We start from the raw sequence: 23694 nt of genomic DNA, 5'->3' as shown, positions 1-23694 counted from the left end.
CGCGACGCGGGGTCTCCGGTCTGCTCCGACGCTATGCCGCAAGGTGAGATGAGCGCGGGTTTATCAGCCATGTTCGACACTCCCACGGGGTGTGACGCTGCTCTCTGTCGAGCCTCGGTCCGGGGTGTGTACGGCGTCCTGGGAGCCCTGGAAGCCCCGTCCCGCCCGCGAAGACCAGCGACCGCCGCCCGGTCACGGATGTAGTCCGTGCATCCCGGGCGCAGGGCAGGGACAACAACGCCCCCGCGAGCTATCGCGCTGATCACGCCACCAAGGCTATCGCTCCCTACAGGGGGCCCGTCATGAGCCGTATGTGTACAAAACAGGGGGTGGAACTTTGACAGTCTGCACAGGGGCGGGGGGAGGGGGGTCGTGCGTGGGGGCGTACGCGGGAGTCGTGCGTGCGGGTGTGGTGCGTGTGGGTGTCGTGCGTGCGGGTGTGGTGCGTGCGGGTGTGGTGCGTGCGGGTGTGGTGCGTGCGGGTGTCGTGCGTGCGGGTGTCGTGCCGGGGGGCGTGTCGTGCCGTGCCGTGCCGGGTGAGCTGTATTCAGCCCGTCCGGCGTTTGAGGACGAGGCCGTTCAGGCCGAACGGGGGTGCAGGGGCGCAGCCCCTGGCGGGGTGCAGGGGCTGCGCCCCTGAGGATGGGACGGGTAAGGGCGGCGGGGGCGAGAAAAGTCGACGTCGGCCCCAGCTGCGCGCACCCTGAAAGCGACCGCGCCTCTTGGCAACCCCGCCCCCAAGCGGCACGTTGCCCATGACAGCCCACGCCCGCCCGAGGGGAGCCTCCCGACATGCCAGCGAAAATCCTCATCCTCACCGGCGACGCAGCAGAGTCCCTGGAGGTCCTCTACCCCTACCAGCGCCTCCGCGAAGAAGGCTACGAAGTCCACATCGCAGCCCCCACCTGCAAGAAGCTCCAGTTCGTCGTCCACGACTTCGAACCCGGCTTCGACACCTACACCGAGAAACCCGGCTACACCTGGCCCGCCGACCTCGCCTTCTCCGAGGTCGACCCCGGCCAGTACGCCGCAGTCGTCGTCCCCGGCGGCCGCGCCCCCGAGTACCTCCGCAACGACCCCGAACTCCGCAAGATCCTCAAGTCGTTCTTCGACACGGACAAGCCGGTCGCCCAGATCTGCCACGGCCCCCTGCTCACCGCGGCGATCGACGGCCTCCGAGGCCGCCGCGTCACGGCGTACCCGGCGCTGGAACTCGACATGCAGGCCGCCGGCGCCACCTTCCAGGACACCGAGGCCGTGGTCGACGGCACCCTGGTCTCCTCCCGCGCCTGGCCGGACCACCCCGCCTGGATGCGCGAGTTCCTGAAGGTGCTGCGCGCAAAGGCACCGGCCACCTGATCCACACACCTACGCACCCGAGCCGCCCCCACGCACCCCCAGCCCGACCGGGCACGGCGCCACCCACGCACCCCCAGCCCAACCCGGCCCGACGCACCCACGCACCCCCAGCCCCGCCACGGCGCACCGCGCCAGCCTCACGCAGCGGACCCCCTCACGCAGCCACCCGCTGCGCCTCCTCCACCGCCTCCTCCAACGTGTCCACCACAGGCACCCCCACCTCTTCCAGGCTGGCCCGACTGTGCGACCCCCCGGTGTAGAGCACAGCCCGCGCCCCCGCATGCCGCGCGGCCACCGCGTCGTCTGCCGCGTCCCCGATCACCACCGTACGAGCGGGGTCCACCCCGGCAAGCCCGGCGAGCGCCCCGAGGTGACGCACCATGTGCTCGGCCTTGCTGCCCCCGGAGGGCCCGGTCCGCCCGTCGACACGCAGGAAGTGCGACTCGATCCCGAACCCCCGCACCAGCGGGACGAGCTCGTCGTGCACGTACATGCTCAGGATCGACTGGCTCCGCCCCTCCGACCGCCACCCCGAGAGCAGCTCGGCCACTCCCGCGGTGAGCCCGCAGGTCGCCCGGTGCTCGGCGTAGTACCGGTGGAAGGTCTCGTCCATGACCTCCCACTCGGCGCCGGTCGGCAGCCGCCCTATCAGCCGCTCGTAGAACTTCGGCACCGGCACGCAGTACAGCGCCCGGTACCGCTCCAGCGTGATCGGTTCAAGACCCAGCTCGGCGAACGCCGCGTTCGTCGCCCCGATGATCGCCTCATTGTCGTGGAACAGCGTCCCGTTCCAGTCCCAGACAATGTGCGCAGCTCCATGCTTCCCCATGCCACAAAAGCTACCCGGAGCCACTGACACTCAAGAGAACAGCAGGTCAAAGACGAGCGGCAGGCCGCCTCAGCCCCCGAGCCCCACCAGATTCGGGATCTCCTGCGTCGCGTACCACAGCAGCTCATGGTCCTCGGCCCCGTCCACGACGAACTGCGCGTCGTCGTCCCCGTCGTCCGCCGCCGAAAGCGCCTCCGCCGCGGCCGCCACGTCCCCCTCCGCGTCCCCCGAGTCGACGTGCACGGAGGCCACCTTGGCCACCGCCACGGCCCCGGCGACCCGCACCTCGCCGAGCGCTGCCGGGTCGAGGCTCCGGTCGGGGTCGGCGGCCGCCGCACCGTCGGGTACGTCGACGGCGACCACGACCCGCCGCCGCGTCGCCCCCGAGTCCGCCGCGAGCAGCCGCAGCGAGGCGAGCGCGGCCCGGCTCAGCGCCGCGTACTCCAGTTCCTCGATGTCGTCGGAGAGGTACCAGTCGCGCAGGCCGGGCGTGACGGCGTACGCGACGAGGGGTCCCGCCCCCAGCTCACCCGTCTTGTACGCCTCGGCGAGACCGGAGAGGGTCAGGGGGACGTAGACGCGCATGGCTGGCCGCTTTCGTGGTCGGGAGCTCGGATGACCCCGGGGAGGGCGGAGGCCGCACCTCCCGGAGGGCCTTCAGGATACGTGCGGGAGTCCCCTTTCGGGTCCCTGCCCATGCCCCTGCACGCGTCCACCCTGCGCCCCGGAACTCACCCGGTACGCCCCCGCAGGCACCGGCCGCACGCCCCCCTCGACCACCCGGATAGGTGAACCTTCCGGCCGTTCGCCCCGGGCGATCGCTTCCTTGCCGCTGCCGCCCGCGACCCCATACAAGATCCCCACCGAAAGTTACTCGTCGGTATCACCCGGGTCGGACAACCGACCGGGCCGTGGAACCCATGGACCCATGGAACGGGGACGCACATGAACAAGGTGATGACCAGGACCCGCCGGCACACCGGCAGCCGCCCGCCGGTCCGCCACGACACCCGCCGCCCCGGCGGCACCCCCACACGCACCGCCCCAGGAACAGGCCCCTCCCGCACACCCCCGACTTCCGCCACCGCCTCCCGTCCACGCACCGCTCCCGCCGCCCTCAGCACCCCCGTAGTGCCCACCCAGACGCCCCGCAGGCCGGTCCCTCAGCCCCGTCCCACCGACGTCTTCGCCGAACGCCTCCTCGCGGTGCTCAGCGGCCTGCGACCGGTGCACTGCATGCTGCGCCACACCATCGGCCGCGCCTACGACGAACTGGCCTGGCTCGCCGAACGCGGCCCCCTGCGCACCACCCACGGCACCCGCCCCGTCGTCCGCGACATCGGCTACTACGAACCCCGCCCCGGCGCCATCGAGGCCTTCGCTCGCATCGGCGCGGGCGACCGCCTGCGCGCCATGGCCTTCCGCCTGGAACTCGGCCCCGACCAGCGCTGGCGCTGCACGGCGGTGGACTTGGGCGGCCCACGCAGGCCGAGCGCGGACGACGACTGACCACCGGCTCACCACCGGCTGAGTCCACCCAAGCCGAAGGGCCGGACATCCTGGAGGATGTCCGGCCCTTCGGCGCTCACGGCTCACGGCTCACGGCTCACGGCTCACGGCTCACGGCTCACGGCTCAGTGTGCTCGCTGCTCGCCACTCGCTCCTCGCGGAGCGCCCGCGCCCGTCACTTCTTGCGACGACGCCCCGCACGCCCCTGCTTGCGGCGCTCCGCGCGCGTGAGGCCGTCGGCCTCGGAGCGCACCGGCTCCTCGTCGTCGGCGAAGTCACCCTCGACGATGCCACCCTCGCCGTCCACGGTGGGCGCGGAGAAGTGCAGCCGGTCCCGGCGCTGCGGGGCCTCCAGGCCCTTGGCGCGGATCTCGGGACGCGCGCCCGCCTGCGCCGGCACCGCGTCCTGGGTCTCCTTCTCCAGCGACGGCTGGGCGTCCTCGACCGGAACCTCCTCGACCTGCTGCTCGACCTGGACCTCCAGGTTGAACAGGTAGCCGACGGACTCCTCCTTGATGCCCTCCATCATCGCGGTGAACATGTCGAAGCCCTCGCGCTGGTACTCGACCAGCGGGTCCTTCTGGGCCATCGCGCGCAGGCCGATGCCCTCCTGGAGGTAGTCCATCTCGTAGAGGTGCTCGCGCCACTTGCGGTCGAGGACCGACAGCACGACCCGGCGCTCCAGCTCACGCATGATCTCGGAGCCGAGCTGCGCCTCACGCGCCTCGTACTGCTCGCGGATGTCGTCCTTGATGGACTCGGAGATGAACTCGGCGGTCAGACCGGCGCGGTCGCCGGCCGCCTCCTCCAGCTCCTCGATGGTGACCTTCACCGGGTAGAGCTGCTTGAACGCGCCCCACAGCCGGTCGAGGTCCCAGTCCTCCGGGAAGCCTTCTGCGGTCTCCGCCTCGATGTAGGCGTCGATGGTGTCGTTCGTGAAGTGCTGCACCTGCTCCTGCAGGTCCTCGCCCTCCAGGACGCGGCGCCGCTCGCCGTAGATGACCTCGCGCTGCCGGTTGAGGACCTCGTCGTACTTCAGGACGTTCTTACGGGTCTCGAAGTTCTGCTGCTCGACCTGCGACTGGGCGGACGCGATCGCGCGCGTGACCATCTTGTTCTCGATCGGCACGTCGTCGGGCACGTTGGCCATCGACATCACGCGCTCGACCATCTGGGCCTTGAACAGCCGCATCAGGTCGTCGCCGAGGGAGAGGTAGAAGCGGGACTCGCCGGGGTCGCCCTGACGGCCGGAACGACCGCGCAGCTGGTTGTCGATACGACGCGACTCGTGCCGCTCGGTACCGAGGACGTAGAGCCCGCCGAGATCCTTGACCTCCTCGAACTCCGCCTTGACCGCCCGCTCGGCCTTCTCCAGGGCGGCGGGCAGGGCAGCGGCCCACTCCTCGATGTGCTCCTCGGGGTCGAGGCCGCGCTGGCGCAGCTCCGCCTCGGCGAGGTCGTCGGGGTTGCCGCCGAGCTTGATGTCCGTACCACGGCCGGCCATGTTCGTGGCGACGGTGACGGCGCCCTTGCGGCCGGCCTGGGCGACGATCGTCGCCTCACGGTCGTGCTGCTTGGCGTTCAGCACTTCGTGCTGAATACCGCGCTTGCTCAGCTGCTGCGAGAGGTACTCGGACTTCTCGACCGACGTCGTGCCGACGAGGATCGGCTGGCCCTTCTCGTGCTTCTCGGCGATGTCGTCGACAACCGCCTCGAACTTCGCGACCTCGGTGCGGTAGATCAGGTCGGACTGGTCCTTGCGGACCATCGGCCGGTTGGTCGGGATCGGGACGACGCCGAGCTTGTAGATCTGGTGGAACTCGGCGGCCTCGGTCATCGCCGTACCGGTCATGCCGGAGAGACCGGGCAGTTCCTTGCCGTTCTGGTCGTGGCGCTTGTAGAGGCGGAAGAAGTTCTGCAGGGTGATCGTGGCGAGGGTCTGGTTCTCGTCCTTGATCGGCACCCCTTCCTTCGCCTCGATCGCCTGGTGCATGCCCTCGTTGTAGCGACGGCCGGCGAGGATACGGCCGGTGTGCTCGTCGACGATCATGACTTCGCCGTCGATGACGACGTAGTCCTTGTCCTTCTTGAAGAGCTCCTTGGCCTTGATGGCGTTGTTCAGGTAGCCCACGAGCGGGGTGTTCACCGACTCGTAGAGGTTGTCGATGCCCAGCCAGTCCTCGACCTTGGCTACGCCGGACTCGTGGATGGCGACGGTGCGCTTCTTCTCGTCGACGTCGTAGTCCCCGGTCTCCTCGACGCCCTTCAGCGGGTTGCCCACCTCGCCCTTCTTCAGGCGCGTGACCAGCTTGGCGAAGTCGCCGTACCACTTGGTGGCCTGGTCGGCGGGCCCGGAGATGATCAGCGGGGTACGGGCCTCGTCGACGAGGATGGAGTCGACCTCGTCGACGATCGCGAAGTTGTGACCGCGCTGAACGAGTTCGTCCTGCGACCACGCCATGTTGTCGCGCAGGTAGTCGAAGCCGAACTCGTTGTTCGTGCCGTAGGTGATGTCGCACGCGTACTGCTCGCGGCGCTGGGCCGGCGTCATGTTGGCGAGGATGCAGCCGACTTCCAGGCCCAGGAACTTGTGGACGCGCCCCATCATCTCGGAGTCGCGCTCGGCCAGGTAGTCGTTGACCGTGATGAGGTGGACGCCGCCTCCGGAGAGGGCGTTCAGATAGGCCGGCAGCGTGCCGACCAGGGTCTTGCCCTCACCGGTCTTCATCTCTGCGACATAGCCGAGGTGGAGGGCGGCGCCGCCCATCATCTGGACGTCGTAGTGCCGCTGGCCGAGGACGCGCTTGGCGGCCTCCCGCACGGTGGCGAAGGCCTCGGGCAGCAGGTCGTCCAGGCTCTCACCGTCGGCGTAGCGCTGCTTGTACTCATCGGTGAGGGCCCGCAGCTCGGCGTCGGAGAGGTCGACGAAGTCCTCTTCGATGGAGTTGACCTGGTCCGCGATGCGGTGCAGCTTGCGCAGGATCTTGCCTTCGCCTGCACGCATGATCTTCGAGAGGACGGACACGGGGGTTGGTCTCCTTGCCGGTCGGGCCTGGGACGGTCGGTTTCCATTTGACTTACTGAGCAACGGCCATCGTATGCGAGGACCCCACCACGCCGGGAGGCCTGCCGCGACGACGACCGCGGTCTTCAATAAGGACAACGGCCGGGGTCCTCGGATGGTGCCGCGCCCTGCCGCCGAATCGCGCGAAATGTGATCACCTGCTCACGCACCGCAAAGATCTGGCGTCCGCCACGCGCCCACGCGCAGAATCGCCCGATGGAACCCGTCACGCTCACCACCGGCCGCCTGGTCCTGCGCACCGTCGGCCCGGACGACACCGACGCCGTGTACGCCGCCGCCCAGGACCCCGACATCCAGCGCTGGACCATGATCCCCTCGCCCTATCTTCCCGAGCATGCCCAGGGCTTCACGGAACAGCTGGCCCCGGACGGCTGGGCCAACGCCTCGATGTTCACGTTCGGTGTTTTCCTCCCCGAAGGGGAGCTGGTGGGCATGCTCGCCCTCTCGATGCGCTCCCTGGGCATGGCGGAGATCGGCTTCTGGGCCACGAAGCAGCACCGCGGCAACGGCTACACCACCGAGGCCGCCCTGGCCGCCGCCCGCTGGGCCTTCACCCGACTCGCCGTCGACCGCGTCGAATGGCGCGCCGAGGTCGGCAACCACGCCTCCCGAGCAGTAGCGGAGAACACCGGCTTCACCATCGAGGGCACACTCCGCTCCGCGATCAACAACAAGGGCGTACGACGAGACTGCTGGGTGGGCTCCCTGCTGCCGTCGGACGTGGGGTTGCCGTCGACGGCCCCGTATCTGCCCGCGCCTGTAAATCCGGCATGACTGCGGGCAGCCGCGGGCTGCTGCGTACCCACCAAACCCGCAGCTCACTCCCCGTTGTCAGTCCCACCCCCTATCGTGCGGAACCATGACGACCCCGCGCCCCACCCCCCTGTCGGCAGACGACGCCCGCCGCATCGCGCTCCGCGCTCAGGGCTTCCTCGGCGGCGCCGACCGCCGCGGCGGCGTCCGCGGTGTCCTCCGCCACCTCGGCGCGGTCCAGCTCGACACCATCTCCGTCCTCGCCCGCTCCCACGAACTTGTCCCGTACGCCCGCCTCGGTGCCGTGGGCCGCAAGACGGTGGACGACGCCTACTGGACGGACACGCACGCGTTCGAGTACTGGTCGCACGCCGCCTGCATCCTCCCCATCGAGGAGTGGCCCCACTTCGCCTTCCGCCGCCGCGCCTACCGCAACCGCCCCCACTGGAACCACGATCTCCCCGACGGCACCTACGACCAGGTCATCAAGCAGCTCCGCACCGAAGGCCCTCTCACGGCGACGGAGTTGGGCGGCGCGAAGAAGACCAGCGAGTGGTGGGACTGGTCCGGCACTAAGGTCGCCGTCGAACGCGCGCTGATGTACGGCGAGGTGGTCTGCGTCGAGCGCCGCGGCTGGAAGCGTGTGTACGATCTGGCCGAGCGCGCGATCCCGGGCGCGCTGCGGCACGACGAACTGGACGACACCGAGTGCGTGCGCCGCCTCGTCCGCCTGGCCGGCCAGTCCCTCGGCGTCGGCACCCGCGCGGACATCGCCGACTACCACCGTCTCAAGGGCGAGCAGTTCGACGCGGTGATCGCGGACTCGGGTCTCGTGCCGGTCACCGTGGAGGGCTGGGGCAAGCCCGCGTGGGCCGACCCGGCGGCGCTGGAGACCGCCCCGCGCGGCCGCCACCGCACCACGCTCCTGTCCCCGTTCGACTCGCTGATCTGGGAGCGGGCGCGCACGGAGCGAATCTTCGGCTTCGCCCACCGCCTCGAGGCCTACGTCCCCAAGCCGAAGCGTGTCTACGGCTACTTCGCGATGCCGGTCCTCGCCGGCGGCCGGCTCGTCGGCCGCGTGGACCCCGCCCGCGAGGGCCGCACGCTCGTCGCCAAACAGGTCTCCCTGGAGGGCGCGAAGGCGGTCCCGGCAGTGGCCGAGGCCCTGGTGGAAGCGGCGAGCTGGGTCGACTGCACGGACGTACGCGTGGAGCGCGTGGACGCACCGCACCTGCGCGAGCCCCTCGTCAAGGAACTCGCCCGCGCCCTCGCATAGCCGCTCCCGGCTCCCGGCTACCGGGCTACCGGGCTACCGGATCTCGAGGATCTTCTCCCGCATCGCGTACACCACCGCCTCCATCCTGGAGTGCAGCTGCAGCTTCTCCAGGATGTTGCGCACGTGGTTCTTCACGGTGTTCTCGGAGATGAACAACTCCTTGGCGATGTCCCGGTTGTTCATCCCGGTGGCGACGAGCTTGAGCACCTCCAGCTCGCGGTCCGTCAACCGCGGCGCGGGCACCAGTCGGCGCTCGTCGGTCCGCTGGATCATCGACTTGAACTCGGTGAGCAGCTTCGACGCCATGGAGGGGCTGATCTGCGACTGCCCGTCGGCCACCGCGCGAATGGCGGTGGCCACCTCGTCCGTGGAGATCTCCTTCAGCAGGTAACCGGTCGCGCCGGCCTTGATCGCCTCGTAGAGATCGGCTTCCTCGTCGCTGATCGTCAGCATGATGATCTTGGCGCTGGGCGCCACCTCCTTGATGGAGGTGCACGCCTCGATACCGCCGCGCTTCGGCATCCGTACGTCCATCAGGATGATGTCCGGCAGCAGGTCGGCGGCCTTGTCGACGGCCTCGGCCCCGTCGCCCGCCTCTCCTACGACCTGGATGTCCTCCTCGGCCGCGAGCACGATCTCCAGGCCACGGCGGAACAGGGCGTGGTCGTCCACGACAAGGACTCTGATCGGTTCCTTGCGTGTGCCTGTGTCCGGGCCCATGCCGACGACGCCGCCGTCGGCATCCCCGTCATGCATCGGTCCGAAGCTGTCCGCCATCGTTCCTCCCCCTGAAGGCTGCGGCCTGTGGTCCCGTGCCATCGCCAACCCAAGGCAACGGCCCACCGGTTGAGCCGTTGTGCCCATGATTTCATGCCCGGACCACAACGCGGTGACAGAGCGGTGCGCGGAGTGGGCGCACACCGGTGCCCCTGGGAGCGCACGCGCGCTCCAGGGGCACCGCCTCAGCTGTCATCCGTGAAGGGGTCAGCCACCGAGCGCGCCGCCCGCGTCGGGGGAGTGCGTCTGGGTGACCATCGTGTCCGTGCTGAGGTGGATCACACCGTAGTCGTAGGCGTGCCGCCGGTAGACGACACTCGGTTCCTTGGTCTCGGAGTCGACGAACAGATAGAAGTCGTGTCCGACCAGCTCCATCTCATAGAGAGCCTGGTCGAGCGTCATGGGGGCGGCGACGTGGGTCTTCTCGCGGACCACCAGGGGGCCTTCACCCTGTACTTCCAGCGAGCCGACCTTCTTCGTGGGCACGCCCTCCGACTCGTCCGCCGAGACGGGGAGGCCGTTGCCGTTGAGTGTCGCCACTCCCGGAACGTGGTCGGGGACCTCTGCTGCCGTGAGCCTGCGGGCACCACGGCGCGTGTATCGCTTGTCGTGCTGCTTGCGCAGCCGGGCGTCCAGCTTCTCCGCTGCCAGGTCGAGCGCCGCATACGGATCGCTGGCCGCTGCCTCCGCCCGGATCACCGGCCCGCGGGAGCGGAGCGTGATCTCCACTCGGTCGCAGCGGTCGGCCTGTCGGGGGTTGGGCTCCTTGGACACCTCGACGTCGAGGCTGATCACCTTGCCATCGAGCTTCTGGATCTTCTCCAGGTTCAGCTTCTCGGCCACGTGCTTGCGGAACCGCTCGGGCACCTCGGTCTTGCGGCCCTTGACGACGATGTCCACGCAGAACTCCGTTCCCGGATAGCCCCGCATCAGCGGCGGAGCGTCTCCCTTTTGCACCAGGCTCCGGTGAACTCCGGAACCTCGGACTCCGTGACTTCCACCTCCTCCTCCCCCATGGGCAAGGTCTACACCCCCGGCGCTGAGGTTGATTGCGCAAAACACCAGCGCGGCATTCAGATATACGAGGGGTGGCCTGCAGGTTTCCCTCACAACTGAACATATCTCGCCCGGACGGATGTCGTCACCCTCTACCGCGGCATACCTCCGTTCAGGTGAATTGACCCTCTCAATACCTGCAACGATGCAAGTTCGCAGTCAGTTCCGGTTTAATTCGAAAGAATCTTGCGGCGCCGCGACCACGGCCGCGCAGATCAGGCCGTGGATCCCGTCCGCATCCGCCGTTGCCTGCTCGGTCCTGCCCAGGTCCGGCCTCCCTTCGGCTGCCCCGCCCGTTCGCTCCTCTCTGCCTTCCCGACTTGCCCGCGGATACACGGGCATTGCCCTCGTAGCCCCGCGGACGACCGCTGACGGTGGCCTCCCGTACGCCCCGGCCTGCGCCGTCGTCGCCCGAACGGCCCGCGCCGCCTCGGCGAGGGAGGCGCCCGTCGTCATCAGGTCGTCGACGAGAACGACCGGTCCGCCACCCAGCAGCCGCTCCGCACCGGACACCACGGCCAGCGCGCCCGCGAGATTGTCCAGCCGCTGCCGGGAGTTGAGTCCCGCCTGGTCGGCCACGGCCCGCCGCTGTCGCAACACGGCGAGCACACGGGCCGGCGTCCCGGTCCGTCGTAGCTCACCGGCCGCCGCGAGCGCGATCCGCCGTGCCGGATCGTGTCCCCGCGCCCGCACCGCACGCCGCCCGGACGGCACGGGGACAAGGAGCACCGGTCGATCGGTGCCATCCACCCCCCATCCGCCTCCTGCGGCGGTGACGGCCCCGTGGCCCCGCGCCCCGGCCTCCCTCAGCCCCGACCGCACGGCTCCCGCCAGAGCGGTGCCGAGCGGCCCCGCGAGCGCCAGCGCGCCCCGCTCCTTATGGGCCAGCAACACAGCCCGCGCCTCGTCCCCGTACCGGGCCGCCGCGTGCACGACCGGCAGCCCGGACGGCTCCGGAACCGGTCGCACCCGGCACGGCGCGGCCCCGCTCAGGGCGGCACGGCACTCCACGCAGAGCACCGTGCGAGGCCTTCCGCAGCCTCCGCACTCGGCCGGCAGCACCAGATCGGTGAGGTCCTGCCACCACCCCCGCATGCCCACCACTGTGCCAAAACCCGCACGACTCGACCAGGCCTGTGGAAAACCCCCACCCTGCGGAAAACGGCCTGTGGAAAACTCCGCGCCAATGCCCACACTCCGCGGTCACCGCCCCGAGCGCCGACAGCCCGCAAAAGCGGACGGCCGCCTCCGCCCGGGCAATACCCCGAACGGAAACGGCCGCCCGCCTCAACCTTTCACCGGGAAAGAATCCGGAGCCGTGTCAGCTCACCCCGAAAACCGGAGCAGACCGGCCTGCTCACCCCGGATAAACCGGCGCCGACCCGTCCTTGACCACCTTCTGCCACTGCGCCCCGGAGGGCAGCCGGACGATCCCGTCCTCCGAGTACGCCACCAGTGGCAGCCGTTCGTCCTCGGACGCGGCGATCTCCTTCACGCCGGTCAGGGCGGCAGGCGGGGCCGGCGCCTCCGGGACGGAGCCGTCGACCTGGGCGTACCGCACCTGCTGCACGCCCCCCTGCTCCTGCCCGACCACCACGAGCCGGCTGTCACCGGCCCACGCCATGGTCGTGACCTCTTCCAACTCAGGGGTCGCGGAACGCAGTTCGAGGACCGAGACCACCGGCCGCTCGCCGCCCTTCTCGTCCCGCTCGATCCGCCCGACGAGCAATGACCCCTTGCCGTCCTTCTCCACCACGAGCGCGATGCGCACCCCGTCGGCGGCCACCCGCACGTCCCTGATGCGCCCGTCCAGGCCCGGAGTGCGCACCTCCAGCGGCTGGCCCGCACCCTGCTCCAGCAGGAGCAGCCGTGGGTCGGCCGGGTCGCGGTCGGCCACCCACAGGTCACCCCGCGCGTCCCAGCTGGGCGTCGTCAGCCTGTCGGCCTCCTTCGCGCCCTGGCTGCGCAGCACGGGCTCCCCGAGCGAACTGCCCGAGACCAGTGACCCGACGTACAGCGCCTTGCCGTCATAACTCACGCCGGCCGCCATGTGCTCGTCCCGTGACACGGCCGCCGCCCGCAGCCCCTTGGCGCCCTCACCGAGCGCCCCCGGCACCGGATCAGCCTTCGTGTCGCTGCTGGCGCCCGAGATCCGCACCAACCGGTGCTTGCCGTCGACGAAGTAGAGGTACTCGGGGTGCTTCACCGAGCCCCGAGAGGCGACGCTCCTGGCCCGGCCCTCGCGGAGCGAGCACAGCCGGGTGTTACCCGCCCGCAGTTCGACCTCGTCCACGGCCGGGGTGAGGTTCTGCAGCGTGAACAGGAGCTGGGCCGCCATCTCGTTGCACTGGGCCTGCCCGACCCGGGCGGCCTTGTCGTTCAACGGCACGGTCAGCTTGTTCTGGTCGTCGGGCGTCAGCGAGGTGACGCCCTTCGTCAGCGCCGTACCGGTGGGAAAGCTCGACCTGACGACGGGCCGCAGCCAGCTGGTGGGCCCTTCGAGGAGTGAGCGCACCATCTCCGTCATCGGATCCACGCGCTCACGCACGTAGACGGGATCGGCGACGGCCGCCGGCTGCCTGTTCGCCGAGACGGCACTGTTCGAGGCGAAGTAGTACTTGTTGACGGACATGTAGTTGCGCTGGAAGTCCGACTTGCCCATGACGACGCCCTGCGGCAGCCCGTCGATGCGCCACTGCCCGGACTTCTGGTTCCGCGTGAGGTGCACCTGCTGGCGGTAGCTCCCGGAGGCGGGCGTGTAGGCCTGCTGTGCGTCCACGCTGGCGACCCGGGTGCCGGTCAGTGTGAACGAGAAGTCGACGCCGTCCACCCGGCTCCCCGAAGGGTCGGCCTCGGTCCCCGGCCCGTCCGTGAGCACCGTGGTCGACACGTCCGGCTTCCACGTCTGCTTGGCCTCACCCGTCAGGTACTGGCGCGCGGTCGCATAAGTCGGATCGTCGCTGGTCAGCGCCTCCAGAAAGCCCTGAACGATCTCCGAGGGCTGCGCATCCTCCCGCGGTGGCATCGCGAACACGCGCACCTGCGTGTCCTGGCGCGGCGTGGACTCGACACCACGCAGGTCCCCGCTGTCCGGCATCGACGCACACCCCGCCAGCAGTACGACCCCACCGGCGGCGTAGGCCACCGCGCGCCCTGGCCTGCGCCGGGCGCCCCCCTCGCGGTCAGCGCCCACGAAATGCCTCCCCTTGCTTGTCCGCGTCCTCAGGCCCGGTGTCCCGGCGGGAGGCGACCCCCGCATCCACGGCGGGCGTGTCGTCCTGTCGTCGCCCGTCCGGACCGGGCGGACCCGGCCGTGGCACCACGCGCGCGCCGTTGCCGGGCAGCGCCGTCGGGTCGGCGGTGGGGACCACGGTGGCCGGCCGCGGTACCAGAGCGGCCCGCGACGGCGACACCTGGTCACCGGTCTGCTGCACCGGCACGGTGGCGGCCTTCTCCCCGCCCCCGCGCGGCAGACCGGCCTCATCAAGTCCACGATTACGCCGCGAGTCCTTGGGCTCCAGCGGTATCGGCGAGCCCCGTAGCGGCTCGTCCGCGGTGCGCGGCAGCGTCAGCCGGAACTGTGACCCGCCGCCCGGCTCACCCCAGGCCTGCAGCCAGCCGCCGTGCAACCGCGCGTCCTCCAGGGCGATGGACAGCCCCAGGCCCGTACCACCGGTGGTACGCGCGCGTGCCGGGTCCGCCCGCCAGAAGCGGCTGAAGACGCGGGTCGCCTCGCCGGGCTTGAGCCCGACGCCGTAGTCGCGCACCGCGACCGCGACCGCTCCGCCCGCCGCGGCGAGCTTGACGACGACGTCGTTGCCCTCGCCGTGCTCCACGGCGTTGACGACGAGGTTGCGCAGCACCCGCTCCACCCGCCGGGCATCCGCCTCGGCGACGACCGGCTGCTGGTCGCCGACGACCCGTATCGTCGTGCCCTTGCGCTCGGCCAGTGGCTCGGCACCGCTGACCACCCGCCACACGACCTCCCTGAGGTCTATCGCCTCGGCCTCCAGCGCCGCCGCGCCCGCGTCGAAGCGGCTGATCTCCAGCAGGTCCGCGAGCAGCGTCTCGAACCGGTCCAGCTGATCGGCGAGCAGCTCGGCCGACCGCGCGGTCACCGGGTCGAAGTCCACGCGCGCGTCGTGGATGACGTCGGCGGCCATCCGCACGGTCGTCAGCGGCGTGCGCAGCTCGTGGGACACGTCGGACACGAACCGTCGCTGCATCCGCGACAGGTCCTCCAACTGCTGGATCTTCAGCTGCAGGTTCTGCGCCATCTTGTTGAAGGCCTCGCCGAGCCGCGCGATGTCGTCCTCGCCGGTGACCTTCATACGTTCCTGCAGGCGCCCCGCGGACAGCCGCTCGGCGATCCCGGCAGCCATCCGCACGGGCGTGACGACCTGCCGCACCACGAGCCACGCGATGGCCCCGAGGAGTACGACGACGAAGAGCCCGGCGGTCGCGAGCGTGCCCTTGACCAGACTCAGGGACTTCTCCTCCTGCGTGAGCGGGAAGAGGTAGTACAGCTGGTACGGGTCGCCGTGCGGGTCGTTGACCTGCTTGCCGATGACCAGGGCCGGCTGCGACTCCTTGTCGTCGTCCTTGTAGATGATGCGGGTATAGCGCTGGGCTGCCCCAGTGCTGCTGTCGATCCGCGCGCGCAGATCCTCGGGCACGCTCGACGTCGGGTCGACGCCGCCGGAGGCACGCGGTCCGCGCCCGCCGGCGCTGTCGTCGCCCGCGGGCAGGGTCACCACGTCGAAGGCCCCCTGGCCGCCGCTGGAGAGCGACGACACCAGGTTGCTCATCCACTCGATGAGGTTCTGGGAGGGCTGGCCGTCCACCGCGGAGGCCTCGCCGTCGGTGCCGGCCGCCGCCTCGTCCGCCTTCTGCTTGGCCACCGCGAACCCGCCCGTGGCCTGACTCTGCGACGCCTTCACCTTGGCGTCCAGCAGGCCGTTGCGCACCTGGCCGATGACGACGAAGCCCAGCAGCAGGACGACACCCAGCGACATCAGCAGCGTCGTGACGACGACCTTGAGCTGGATGTTGCGCCGCCACAGCCGCATGACAGGCAGCAGCGGCCGGCGCACCCAGCGCATGAACAGGCGGAGGACCGGGCTGCCCTGGACTCCGCCCTGGAGCAGCCCGGCCTCCCACAGGCGTCCCCAGCGGGAGCCCGCCGTCTTCCGGCCGACAGGCCGCCCGGCTCGGGCCCCGTTCCGCCCGGGCGCCGACGCGGCACTGTCACCGGACATGTCAGCTCGGCCCTGCCTTGTAACCCACCCCACGGACGGTCACCACGATCTCCGGCCGCTCCGGATCCTTCTCGACCTTGGAGCGCAGCCGCTGTACATGCACATTGACCAGACGGGTGTCCGCCGCGTGCCGGTAGCCCCACACCTGCTCGAGCAGGACCTCACGCGTGAACACCTGCCACGGCTTGCGGGCCAGCGCGACCAGCAGGTCGAACTCCAGCGGCGTCAGCGCGATCGACTGCCCGTCCCGCTTCACGGAGTGACCGGCCACGTCGATGACCAGATCGCCGATGGCGAGCTGCTCCGGCGTCGGCTCCTCCGACCTCCGCAGCCGCGCCCGGATCCGGGCGACCAGCTCCTTCGGCTTGAACGGCTTCACGATGTAGTCGTCGGCACCCGACTCCAGGCCCACGACGACGTCGACGGTGTCGCTCTTCGCCGTGAGCATCACGATCGGCACCCCTGACTCCGCCCTGATCAGGCGGCACACCTCGATACCGTCCCGTCCGGGCAGCATCAGGTCCAGGAGCACCAGGTCGGGCTTGCTCTCACGGAAAGCGGCCAGCGCCTTGTCGCCGTCGGCTACGAAAGACGGCTCAAAACCTTCACCACGCAACACAATGCCGAGCATCTCGGCCAGTGCGGTGTCGTCATCGACGACAAGGACTCGTCCCTTCATAAACGACATCATCCCATTAGCTAATCGTTACCTGGCGTGACCTGGCACACAGCTCGGCAAGAGCCTCAGCGGTCACGGGCGAAACGGCGCCTTCTTCGGTGACGATCGCCGTCACCAGCTCCGGCGGCGTCACATCGAACGCCGGGTTGTACGCCTGGGTTCCCAGGGGTGCCACCGGAACCCCGCCACCCCCTCCCGTCACCGGCACCTGCGGTGCTGTGACCTCGGTCACTTCGAATCCCGGACGCTGCTCGACCTCGATCGCCGCCCCGTCCGGCGTCTGCGGATCCACCGTCGTCACCGGTGCCACCACGATGAACGGCACATGGTGGTACCGCGCGAGCACCGCGAGCGGATAGCTCCCCACCTTGTTCGCCACCGAACCGTCGGCCGCGATGCGGTCGGCCCCGATCAGCACCGCGTCCACCTCCCCCGCCGCGAACAGCGAACCTGCCGCGTTGTCCGTGAGCAAGGTGTACGCCATGCCGGTACGGGCCGCCTCGTACGCCGTCAGGCGAGCACCTTGCAGCAACGGACGCGTTTCGTCCACCCACAGGCGCCGCAGCCGCCCCACCCGGTGCGCCGCGAGGGCCACCGCGAACGCCGTTCCCTCCCCGCCGGACACCAGCGATCCGGTGTTGCAGTGCGTGAGCACGCGGTGCCCGCCGCCGGGCAGCAGCTCGTCGAGCAGCGCCAGCCCGTGCCGGGCCATACGGGCGCTGGCCTCCGCGTCCTCCCGGTGCAGCTGCCGCGCCGCAGCCAGCGCCGCCTCGGCGGCCTGCCGCTCGTCACCACTGCGGGCGAGCGCGGCCGCGTGCGCCGACCGCGCCCTGCGTACACCGACGGCGAGGTTCACCGCCGTGGGCCGGGCACCCGCCAGCCCGTTCGCGGCCTCGTCCACGTCGAACCCGCGAGCGGCGGCGAGCGCGACGCCGTATGCCCCGGCGATGCCGAGCAGCGGCGCGCCGCGCACGGCGAGCGAACGGATCGCCTCCACCAGCGCGGACGCGTCCGTACAAACCAGTTCGACCTCCTCGGCCGGCAGTCTCGTCTGGTCGAGAAGCACCAGTACCGGGCCTTCGGGTGGCTCTTCCCAACGGATCACGGGTATCTCGGTCGGCCGCTTGTCCTCGCCGGATTGCGCGTACTGATCAGCCATGCGGTCAGTCTGCCCCGTATCCGGCGGACAATTGAAGGTGTACAGCACCGACCGCGGCCGGTCCCTCGGTGACCACCCCATGGCACGATGTCTGCCAACCTTCCGCCGCGACCGCGGACGGGCACCGTGAAGGAGCGACGATGAAAGACACTCCGGGCTGGGCCTCGCCCGGATCCGCCCCGTCCAACGGGCAGGAGCCCGGTGCGTCCGGCCCTGCCGAGCCCGCCGACCGACCCGGCTCCGCACAGCCCGCGGGCGAGTCGGGCACAGACCCGCAGAACCCCGCCGCGAAGTGGTCCCAGGTGCAGCCGCCACCGGCCCAGTGGTCCGCGCCGACCGGCCCGCAGAGCCCCGGCCAGGCTCCGCCGCCCCCACCGCCCGGCCCGGGCTGGGGCAACCGGCCCCCCAACGCCCCCGGCGGGGGCTACGGCGGCCCCGGCGGCCCGGCCCGCTACCCCGGCTGGGGAGCAGGCTGGGGCGGCCCCCCGCCCGCGGCCAAGCCCGGCGTGATCCCACTGCGCCCGCTCGGCGTCGGCGAGATCCTCGACGGCGCGGTGGCCACCATGCGCACCCACTGGCGCACCGTGCTGGGCTTCTCGCTCGCTGTCGCGGTCGTCATGGAGATCGTCGTCGTCCTGCTGCGCGGCCTCGTCCTGGACGAGAGCGCGGGCGCCGAGGCCCTCGACGACCCGAGCGCGACACTGAGCGAACTGACCCGAGCCATGGGGAACTCCCTGCTCAACTCCGGTGTCCTCCTCCTGGTCTCCATGATCGGCACCATCGTGGCGACCGCCCTGCTCACCGCGGTCACCAGCCGCGCGGTCCTCGGCAAGTCGGTGACCACGGGCGAGGCCTGGCGCGACGCCCGCCCGCAGGTGGCGAAACTGTTCGGCCTGATCTTCCTGCTCCTGCTCCTCACGTTCGGTGTCGCCGTCGCCGGCGCGGTGCCCGGCATCCTCATCGCCGTCGCGGGAGCCGGTGACGCGGGCACCGCCCTCGCCATCCTGGGCAGCATGGGCTCCACCGTCGTGGCCCTGTGGCTGATGGTCCGCTACTCCCTGGCCTCGCCCGCGCTGATGCTGGAGAAGCAGGGCATCGTGAAGTCGATGAGCCGCTCCGCGAAGCTCGTGCGCGGCGCCTGGTGGCGGGTCTTCGGCATCCAGCTGCTCGGGGCGTTCATCGCGAACATCGTCGCCGCGATCGTCGTCGTCCCCTTCACCTTCCTCGCCGCCGCTCTGAGCGGCGGCGGCGTCTCCGGCTTCCTCACCAGCAGCAGCGACTACGGCTGGACGTTCCTCATCATCAGTGGAATCGGCGCGGTGATCGGCTCCATGATCACGTTCCCGATCAGTGCCGGCGTCACCGTGCTCCTCTACATCGACCAGCGCATCCGCCGCGAGGCCCTCGACCTCGAACTGGCCCGCGCCGCAGGCGTCCAGGGCTACGGCTCCTCCGGCGCCACACCAGGGAGCTGATGCGGTGAGCCTGACGGGGGGAGTTCTCACAACGGTGCCGGCGCTGCCCCGCACCACCACCACGGCCGTACGGTCCTTGCTGCGCGCCGGCGACACATCCGTACTGTCGCCGGCACGCTCCGGCGGCGAGCCGCCGGTGACGATCGGGCGGGACCCCGCGCGGGAGGCCGCCCGGCGCGAGCTGTCCAAGGGCGTGTACCACCAGAACGACCCCGGCCTGATCGAACGCGCCATGAACGCCTTCTGGGACTGGGTCGGCAAACTGCTCGACACCGCCTCGACCGCGACTCCCGGAGGGACACTCGGACTGGTCGTGATCGTCCTGGCCGTCGTCGCCGTCCTGGTCGCCCTGTGGTGGCGCCTGGGCACCCCGCGCCGCCGACCCACCTCCTCCCCCGCCCTGTTCGACGACCGCCCCCGTACCGCCGCCGAGCACCGCGCGGCCGCCGAGGCCCACGCCGCCCAGGGCCACTGGAACCAGGCCGTCCAGGAACGCATGCGGGCCATCGTCCGCTCCCTGGAGGAACGCGCCCTCCTCGACGTCCGCCCCGGTCGCACGGCCGACGAGGCCGCCGCGGAGGCGGGCCGCGCACTGCCCGACCACACGGACCGGCTGCGCACCACCGCGCGGGACTTCGACGACGTCACATACGGCGGCCGCAGAGCGAGCGAGCAGTCGTACCACCGCATCGCCGAACTCGACCGCGACCTGGAGCGCACCAAACCCCAGCTCGCGAGCAGCACCCCCAGCACGGCCCACCACGCCCGCCAGGGAGCCTCCGAATGACCATCGGGGCCACGCTGCCATCCACCTCGACCTCGCCCACCACCCGCCAGGTGTGGACCCGCGCGCGAGGCATCGCTCTCGCCCTCGTCCTGCTCCTGGCAGGGGCCGTAGCGATCGCCGTCCTGCGCTCCGACGCCCGGCACGGCGAGCTCGACCCACGCTCCGCCGACCCCTACGGCAGCCGCGCGGTCGCCGAACTCCTCGCCGAACGCGGCGTCGACACACGCGTGGTGACGACCCTGCAGGAGGCCCGCGCCGCGGCCGCCCCGGACACCACCCTCCTGGTCGCCGTCCCCGACCTGCTGACGGATCGCCAACAAACCCGGTTGCACTCCGCGACCGCCGCCTCCGGCGGCCGTACCGTCCTCGTCGCCGCCGGCAGCTGGTCCGTCCGGAAGCTCGCCCCCGGTGTCACCGCGGACCCCGCCACGAGCCTCGACTCGACGCTCTCCCCCTCGTGCAACCTGCCCGCCGCCCGGCGCGCGGGCACCGCCGACACCGGCGGCATCCGCTACACCACCACCCACCTCGACGCCGACGAGTGCTACCCCAGTGAGCTCCTGGCCACCCTGCTGCGCATCCCGGACGCCTCCGGGGACGGCGACACCGTCGTACTCGGCGCGCCCGACATCTTCTACAACGACACCCTCGACGAGCAGGGCAACGCCTCGCTCGCCCTCCAACTCCTCGGCTCCCGCCCCCATCTGGTCTGGTACCTCCCCTCGCTCTCCGACGACTCGGCCACCGGCCCGGACGGCGAAAAGGACTTCTTCGACCTGCTCCCGTCCGGCTGGCTCTGGGGCACCCTGCAGCTCTTCGTCGCCGCAGCCCTGGCCGCCCTGTGGCGGGCACGCCGACTCGGCCCTCTCGTGCCCGAAAGACTCCCCGTGGCGATCCGCGCCTCCGAAACCGTCGAAGGCCGCGCCCGCCTCTACCGCAAGGCGAACGCCCGCGACCGCGCGGCCGCCGCTCTTCGCTCCACCACCCGCACCCGCCTCGCCCCCCTCGTAGGCGTCCCCGTGCCCCAGGCGCACGCGCCCGAAGCCCTGCTCCCCGCGCTGTCCGCCCACCTCCACGGCGACGGACAGTCCCTGCACTCCCTGCTGTTCGGCCCGCCGCCCAGCGACGACACGGCCCTGATCGCACTCGCCGACCAACTCGACGCCCTCGAAAGAGAGGTACGCCGTCCATGATGGACCCGACCACTGACAACGCCGGGTACACCAGGGATCAGGGCAACGCCCGGAACTCCCTGGAAGCCCTGCGCGCCGAGATCGCCAAAGCCGTGGTCGGCCAGGACCCCGCCGTGACCGGCCTCGTCGTCGCCCTCCTCTGCCGCGGACACGTTCTCCTCGAAGGAGTCCCCGGAGTCGCCAAAACGTTGCTCGTCCGCGCCCTCGCTTCCGCGCTCGAACTCGACACCAAACGCGTCCAGTTCACTCCGGACCTGATGCCGAGCGACGTGACGGGCTCCCTGGTCTACGATGCCCGCACCGCCGAGTTCTCCTTCCAGCCCGGCCCGGTCTTCACCAACCTCCTGCTCGCCGACGAGATCAACCGCACGCCCCCGAAAACCCAGTCGTCCCTCCTCGAGGCCATGGAGGAACGCCAGGTCACGGTCGACGGCACCCCCCGCCTGCTTCCCGACCCCTTCCTGGTCGCCGCGACCCAGAACCCCGTCGAGTACGAAGGCACGTATCCTCTGCCCGAGGCCCAACTGGACCGCTTCCTCCTCAAACTGACGATCCCTCTCCCCTCCCGACAGGACGAGATCGACGTCCTCACCCGCCACGCCGAGGGCTTCAACCCGCGCGACCTGCGCGCCGCCGGCGTACGCCCCGTAGCAGGCCCGGCCGACCTGGAAGCCGCCCGCGCCGCGGTCGCCAAGACGACGGTCTCCCCGGAGATCACCGCCTACGTGGTGGACATCTGCCGCGCCACACGCGAGTCCCCGTCCCTCACCCTGGGCGTCTCCCCGCGCGGCGCCACCGCCCTCCTGGCCACCTCGCGCGCCTGGGCATGGCTCACGGGCCGCGACTACGTCATCCCCGACGACGTGAAGGCCCTGGCCCTGCCCACGCTCCGCCACCGCGTGCAGCTTCGCCCGGAGGCAGAGATGGAGGGCGTGACGGCCGACTCGGTCATCACCGCGATCCTCGCCCACGTCCCCGTCCCCCGCTGATGGCGCTCACCGGACGCGCCGCCCTTCTGGCGGCACTCGGCTCCGTCCCCATCGGCATCTGGGCCCCCAGCTGGACGGGCATCCTCGCGGTGAACGCGCCCCTGGCCGTGGCGTGCGCCTGCGATTTCGCCCTCGCGGCACCGGTACGACGCCTGGGCCTGACGCGCTCCGGCGACACTTCCGTGCGTCTGGGCGAGGCCGCCGACGTCACCCTCACCGTCACCAACCCCACTCGCCGCCCGCTTCGCGCACAACTCCGCGACGCCTGGCCCCCCAGCAGCTGGCAGCCCGGCACCGAGGGACCCGCCTCCCGCCACCGCCTGGCGGTCCCGGCGGGCGAACGCAGGCAGATCACCACTCGCCTACGCCCCACCCGCCGAGGCGACCGCCAGGCGGACCGAGTGACAATCCGTTCCTACGGGCCCCTGCGCCTCTTTTCCCGTCAAGGCACCCACAGAGTCCCGTGGACGGTACGGGTCCTTCCCCCCTTCACCAGCCGCAAGCACCTGCCGTCCAAACTCGCCCGTCTGCGCGAGCTCGACGGCCGCACCAGCGTGCTCACCCGGGGCGAAGGCACGGAATTCGACAGCCTGCGCGAGTACGTCCCCGGCGACGACACCCGCTCCATCGACTGGCGAGCCACGGCCCGCCAGACCACGGTCGCTGTACGCACCTGGCGCCCCGAACGCGACCGCCACATCTTGCTGGTCCTCGACACCGGTCGTACCTCGGCGGGTCGCGTGGGCGACGCCCCACGCCTCGACGCCTCGATGGACGCGGCCCTGCTACTGGCAGCCCTGGCATCCCGCGCCGGCGACCGAGTCGACCTGCTCGCATACGACCGCCGGGTACGCGCCCTCGTCCAGGGCCGAACCGCAAGCGACGTCCTGCCGTCCCTGGTCAACGCCATGGCCACACTCGAACCTGAACTGGTCGAGACGAACGCCCGTGGCCTCACGGCCACCGCCCTTCGTACCGCCCCCCGCCGCTCCTTGATCGTGCTGCTCAGTACCCTCGACGCGGCCCCTGTGGAGGAAGGCCTCCTCCCCGTCCTCGCCCAGCTCACCCAGCGCCATACGGTGCTGGTTGCATCGGTCGCCGACCCGCGCATCGCCCGTATGGCGACGGCACGCGGCAACGCCGACGCGGTGTACGAGGCTGCGGCCGCCGCCCAGGCCCAAGCAGAACGCCATCGCACAGCCGAACAGCTCCGCCGGCATGGAGTCACGGTCATCGATGCGACTCCGGACGAACTGGCTCCCACGCTGGCGGACGCGTATCTGGCGCTGAAGGCTGCCGGTCGCCTGTGAGATGAGGGGTGAGCGCGCTCTGAGGGGAGGGTTCGCTCACTCTGCGGAGTCGGACATAGGCCAGGAACTCGGAACGCAGAAAACCCCCGTGCCGGGAATCCCGGCCGGGGGTTTTCTCAAAATTTGTTCGGCGGCGTCCTACTCTCCCACAGGGTCCCCCCTGCAGTACCATCGGCGCTGTAAGGCTTAGCTTCCGGGTT

Annotated in this window: 19 protein-coding genes and 1 rRNA gene; 9 read left to right on the top strand and 11 right to left on the bottom strand. The window is 70.8% G+C overall.

The window, feature by feature from the left end; all coding sequences use genetic code 11:
- Window positions 1–792 precede the first annotated feature (792 nt).
- The gene (locus ABT114_RS42460) at window positions 793–1359 is read left to right on the top strand and encodes a DJ-1/PfpI family protein (protein WP_351150266.1); all 567 of its coding nucleotides are present in this window, start codon (window positions 793–795) and stop codon (window positions 1357–1359) included.
- A 154-nt stretch (window positions 1360–1513) separates the two neighbouring features.
- On the opposite strand, the gene ABT114_RS42455 is transcribed toward ABT114_RS42460, so the two are convergent.
- Both ABT114_RS42455 and ABT114_RS42450 read right to left on the bottom strand, forming a co-directional pair.
- A complete protein-coding gene (locus ABT114_RS42455) occupies window positions 1514–2188 on the bottom strand; it encodes an HAD family hydrolase (RefSeq protein ID WP_351150263.1) in 675 nt (224 codons plus the stop codon).
- A gap of 69 nt (window positions 2189–2257) precedes the next feature.
- Complete coding sequence (locus ABT114_RS42450; RefSeq protein WP_351150260.1) at window positions 2258–2773, bottom strand: DUF6912 family protein; 516 nt, start codon at window positions 2771–2773, stop codon at window positions 2258–2260.
- Between the two features lie 360 nt (window positions 2774–3133).
- Here ABT114_RS42450 and ABT114_RS42445 point away from each other — a divergent pair, with 360 nt between their 5' ends.
- Window positions 3134–3697: an Rv3235 family protein gene (locus tag ABT114_RS42445; RefSeq protein ID WP_351150258.1), complete on the top strand. Its 564-nt coding sequence runs from the start codon at window positions 3134–3136 to the stop codon at window positions 3695–3697.
- Between the two features lie 175 nt (window positions 3698–3872).
- Here the strand turns inward: ABT114_RS42445 and secA are convergent, their stop codons facing one another.
- The gene (gene secA / locus ABT114_RS42440) at window positions 3873–6722 is read right to left on the bottom strand and encodes a preprotein translocase subunit SecA (RefSeq protein ID WP_351150255.1); all 2850 of its coding nucleotides are present in this window, start codon (window positions 6720–6722) and stop codon (window positions 3873–3875) included.
- A 255-nt stretch (window positions 6723–6977) separates the two neighbouring features.
- Between secA and ABT114_RS42435 the strand changes: the two genes are divergently transcribed.
- Window positions 6978–7556, top strand: coding sequence for a GNAT family N-acetyltransferase (locus tag ABT114_RS42435; RefSeq protein ID WP_351150252.1), 579 nt, complete (start codon window positions 6978–6980; stop codon window positions 7554–7556).
- An 85-nt stretch (window positions 7557–7641) separates the two neighbouring features.
- Window positions 7642–8811 (top strand): winged helix-turn-helix domain-containing protein, encoded by a 1170-nt coding sequence (locus ABT114_RS42430; RefSeq protein ID WP_351150249.1) that lies wholly within the window; start codon window positions 7642–7644, stop codon window positions 8809–8811.
- Between the two features lie 33 nt (window positions 8812–8844).
- On the opposite strand, the gene ABT114_RS42425 is transcribed toward ABT114_RS42430, so the two are convergent.
- The 7 genes from ABT114_RS42425 to mtnA all read right to left on the bottom strand — a co-directional run bounded on the left by ABT114_RS42425 (window position 8845) and on the right by mtnA (window position 17740).
- Entirely contained in the window at window positions 8845–9588 is a 744-nt protein-coding gene (locus tag ABT114_RS42425; RefSeq protein ID WP_351150246.1) for a response regulator, read from the bottom strand.
- Between the two features lie 207 nt (window positions 9589–9795).
- Window positions 9796–10488, bottom strand: a complete 693-nt coding sequence (gene hpf, locus ABT114_RS42420) for a ribosome hibernation-promoting factor, HPF/YfiA family (protein ID WP_351150395.1) — start codon at window positions 10486–10488, stop codon at window positions 9796–9798.
- A gap of 315 nt (window positions 10489–10803) precedes the next feature.
- On the bottom strand, window positions 10804–11739 hold the full coding sequence (locus tag ABT114_RS42415; protein ID WP_351150244.1) for a ComF family protein: 936 nt from the start codon (window positions 11737–11739) through the stop codon (window positions 10804–10806).
- Between the two features lie 262 nt (window positions 11740–12001).
- A complete protein-coding gene (locus ABT114_RS42410) occupies window positions 12002–13837 on the bottom strand; it encodes an LpqB family beta-propeller domain-containing protein (protein WP_351150241.1) in 1836 nt (611 codons plus the stop codon).
- Entirely contained in the window at window positions 13827–15902 is a 2076-nt protein-coding gene (gene mtrB, locus ABT114_RS42405) for an MtrAB system histidine kinase MtrB (protein WP_351150239.1), read from the bottom strand. Before mtrB ends, ABT114_RS42410 begins: the two co-directional genes overlap by 11 nt.
- Before the next feature lies 1 nt (window position 15903).
- Window positions 15904–16593, bottom strand: coding sequence for a two-component system response regulator MtrA (gene mtrA, locus ABT114_RS42400; protein ID WP_351150236.1), 690 nt, complete (start codon window positions 16591–16593; stop codon window positions 15904–15906).
- Window positions 16594–16597: 4 nt separating this feature from the next.
- Window positions 16598–17740, bottom strand: coding sequence for an S-methyl-5-thioribose-1-phosphate isomerase (mtnA, locus tag ABT114_RS42395; protein WP_351150233.1), 1143 nt, complete (start codon window positions 17738–17740; stop codon window positions 16598–16600).
- A 140-nt stretch (window positions 17741–17880) separates the two neighbouring features.
- Here mtnA and ABT114_RS42390 point away from each other — a divergent pair, with 140 nt between their 5' ends.
- Genes ABT114_RS42390 through ABT114_RS42370 form a run of 5 tightly spaced genes read left to right on the top strand, consistent with a single transcriptional unit; the run spans window position 17881 to window position 23494 of the window.
- A complete protein-coding gene (locus tag ABT114_RS42390; protein WP_351150230.1) occupies window positions 17881–19215 on the top strand; it encodes a hypothetical protein in 1335 nt (444 codons plus the stop codon).
- Between the two features lie 4 nt (window positions 19216–19219).
- Window positions 19220–20002 carry a DUF4129 domain-containing protein gene (locus tag ABT114_RS42385; RefSeq protein ID WP_351150227.1) on the top strand — a complete coding sequence of 261 codons (783 nt, stop codon included), beginning with the start codon at window positions 19220–19222 and terminating at the stop codon, window positions 20000–20002.
- Window positions 19999–21195 (top strand): DUF4350 domain-containing protein, encoded by a 1197-nt coding sequence (locus ABT114_RS42380; protein WP_351150224.1) that lies wholly within the window; start codon window positions 19999–20001, stop codon window positions 21193–21195. Before ABT114_RS42385 ends, ABT114_RS42380 begins: the two co-directional genes overlap by 4 nt.
- The gene (locus tag ABT114_RS42375; protein ID WP_351150394.1) at window positions 21195–22184 is read left to right on the top strand and encodes an AAA family ATPase; all 990 of its coding nucleotides are present in this window, start codon (window positions 21195–21197) and stop codon (window positions 22182–22184) included. The genes ABT114_RS42380 and ABT114_RS42375 overlap by 1 nt, the downstream gene beginning before the upstream one ends.
- Window positions 22184–23494, top strand: coding sequence for a DUF58 domain-containing protein (locus ABT114_RS42370; protein WP_351150221.1), 1311 nt, complete (start codon window positions 22184–22186; stop codon window positions 23492–23494). The genes ABT114_RS42375 and ABT114_RS42370 overlap by 1 nt, the downstream gene beginning before the upstream one ends.
- Window positions 23495–23619: 125 nt before the next feature.
- Here the strand turns inward: ABT114_RS42370 and rrf are convergent.
- Window positions 23620–23694: ribosomal RNA gene (gene rrf / locus ABT114_RS42365) — 5S ribosomal RNA — on the bottom strand; the annotation flags it as partial.

This window comes from Streptomyces sp. NPDC002088, from assembly GCF_040296605.1.
In the GTDB taxonomy this organism is placed as follows: Bacteria; Actinomycetota; Actinomycetes; order Streptomycetales; family Streptomycetaceae; genus Streptomyces.
Note: the sequence above shows the minus strand (reverse complement) of the source record. Positions and strands in the feature narration are given on the sequence as shown.

Excerpts from the sequence above, each read along its gene's own strand:
- mtrB (WP_351150239.1), bottom strand. The coding sequence starts at position 15,902 with ATGTCCGGTGACAGTGCCGCGTCGGCGCCCGGGCGGAACGGGGCCCGA.
- ABT114_RS42425 (WP_351150246.1), bottom strand. The coding sequence starts at position 9,588 with ATGGCGGACAGCTTCGGACCGATGCATGACGGGGATGCCGACGGCGGC.
- ABT114_RS42460 (WP_351150266.1), top strand. The coding sequence starts at position 793 with ATGCCAGCGAAAATCCTCATCCTCACCGGCGACGCAGCAGAGTCCCTG.
- mtnA (WP_351150233.1), bottom strand. The coding sequence starts at position 17,740 with ATGGCTGATCAGTACGCGCAATCCGGCGAGGACAAGCGGCCGACCGAG.
- ABT114_RS42430 (WP_351150249.1), top strand. The coding sequence starts at position 7,642 with ATGACGACCCCGCGCCCCACCCCCCTGTCGGCAGACGACGCCCGCCGC.
- ABT114_RS42450 (WP_351150260.1), bottom strand. The coding sequence starts at position 2,773 with ATGCGCGTCTACGTCCCCCTGACCCTCTCCGGTCTCGCCGAGGCGTAC.
- ABT114_RS42445 (WP_351150258.1), top strand. The coding sequence starts at position 3,134 with ATGAACAAGGTGATGACCAGGACCCGCCGGCACACCGGCAGCCGCCCG.
- ABT114_RS42380 (WP_351150224.1), top strand. The coding sequence starts at position 19,999 with ATGACCATCGGGGCCACGCTGCCATCCACCTCGACCTCGCCCACCACC.
- ABT114_RS42370 (WP_351150221.1), top strand. The coding sequence starts at position 22,184 with ATGGCGCTCACCGGACGCGCCGCCCTTCTGGCGGCACTCGGCTCCGTC.
- ABT114_RS42415 (WP_351150244.1), bottom strand. The coding sequence starts at position 11,739 with ATGCGGGGGTGGTGGCAGGACCTCACCGATCTGGTGCTGCCGGCCGAG.
- ABT114_RS42375 (WP_351150394.1), top strand. The coding sequence starts at position 21,195 with ATGGACCCGACCACTGACAACGCCGGGTACACCAGGGATCAGGGCAAC.
- mtrA (WP_351150236.1), bottom strand. The coding sequence starts at position 16,593 with ATGATGTCGTTTATGAAGGGACGAGTCCTTGTCGTCGATGACGACACC.
- ABT114_RS42435 (WP_351150252.1), top strand. The coding sequence starts at position 6,978 with ATGGAACCCGTCACGCTCACCACCGGCCGCCTGGTCCTGCGCACCGTC.
- ABT114_RS42455 (WP_351150263.1), bottom strand. The coding sequence starts at position 2,188 with ATGGGGAAGCATGGAGCTGCGCACATTGTCTGGGACTGGAACGGGACG.
- ABT114_RS42390 (WP_351150230.1), top strand. The coding sequence starts at position 17,881 with ATGAAAGACACTCCGGGCTGGGCCTCGCCCGGATCCGCCCCGTCCAAC.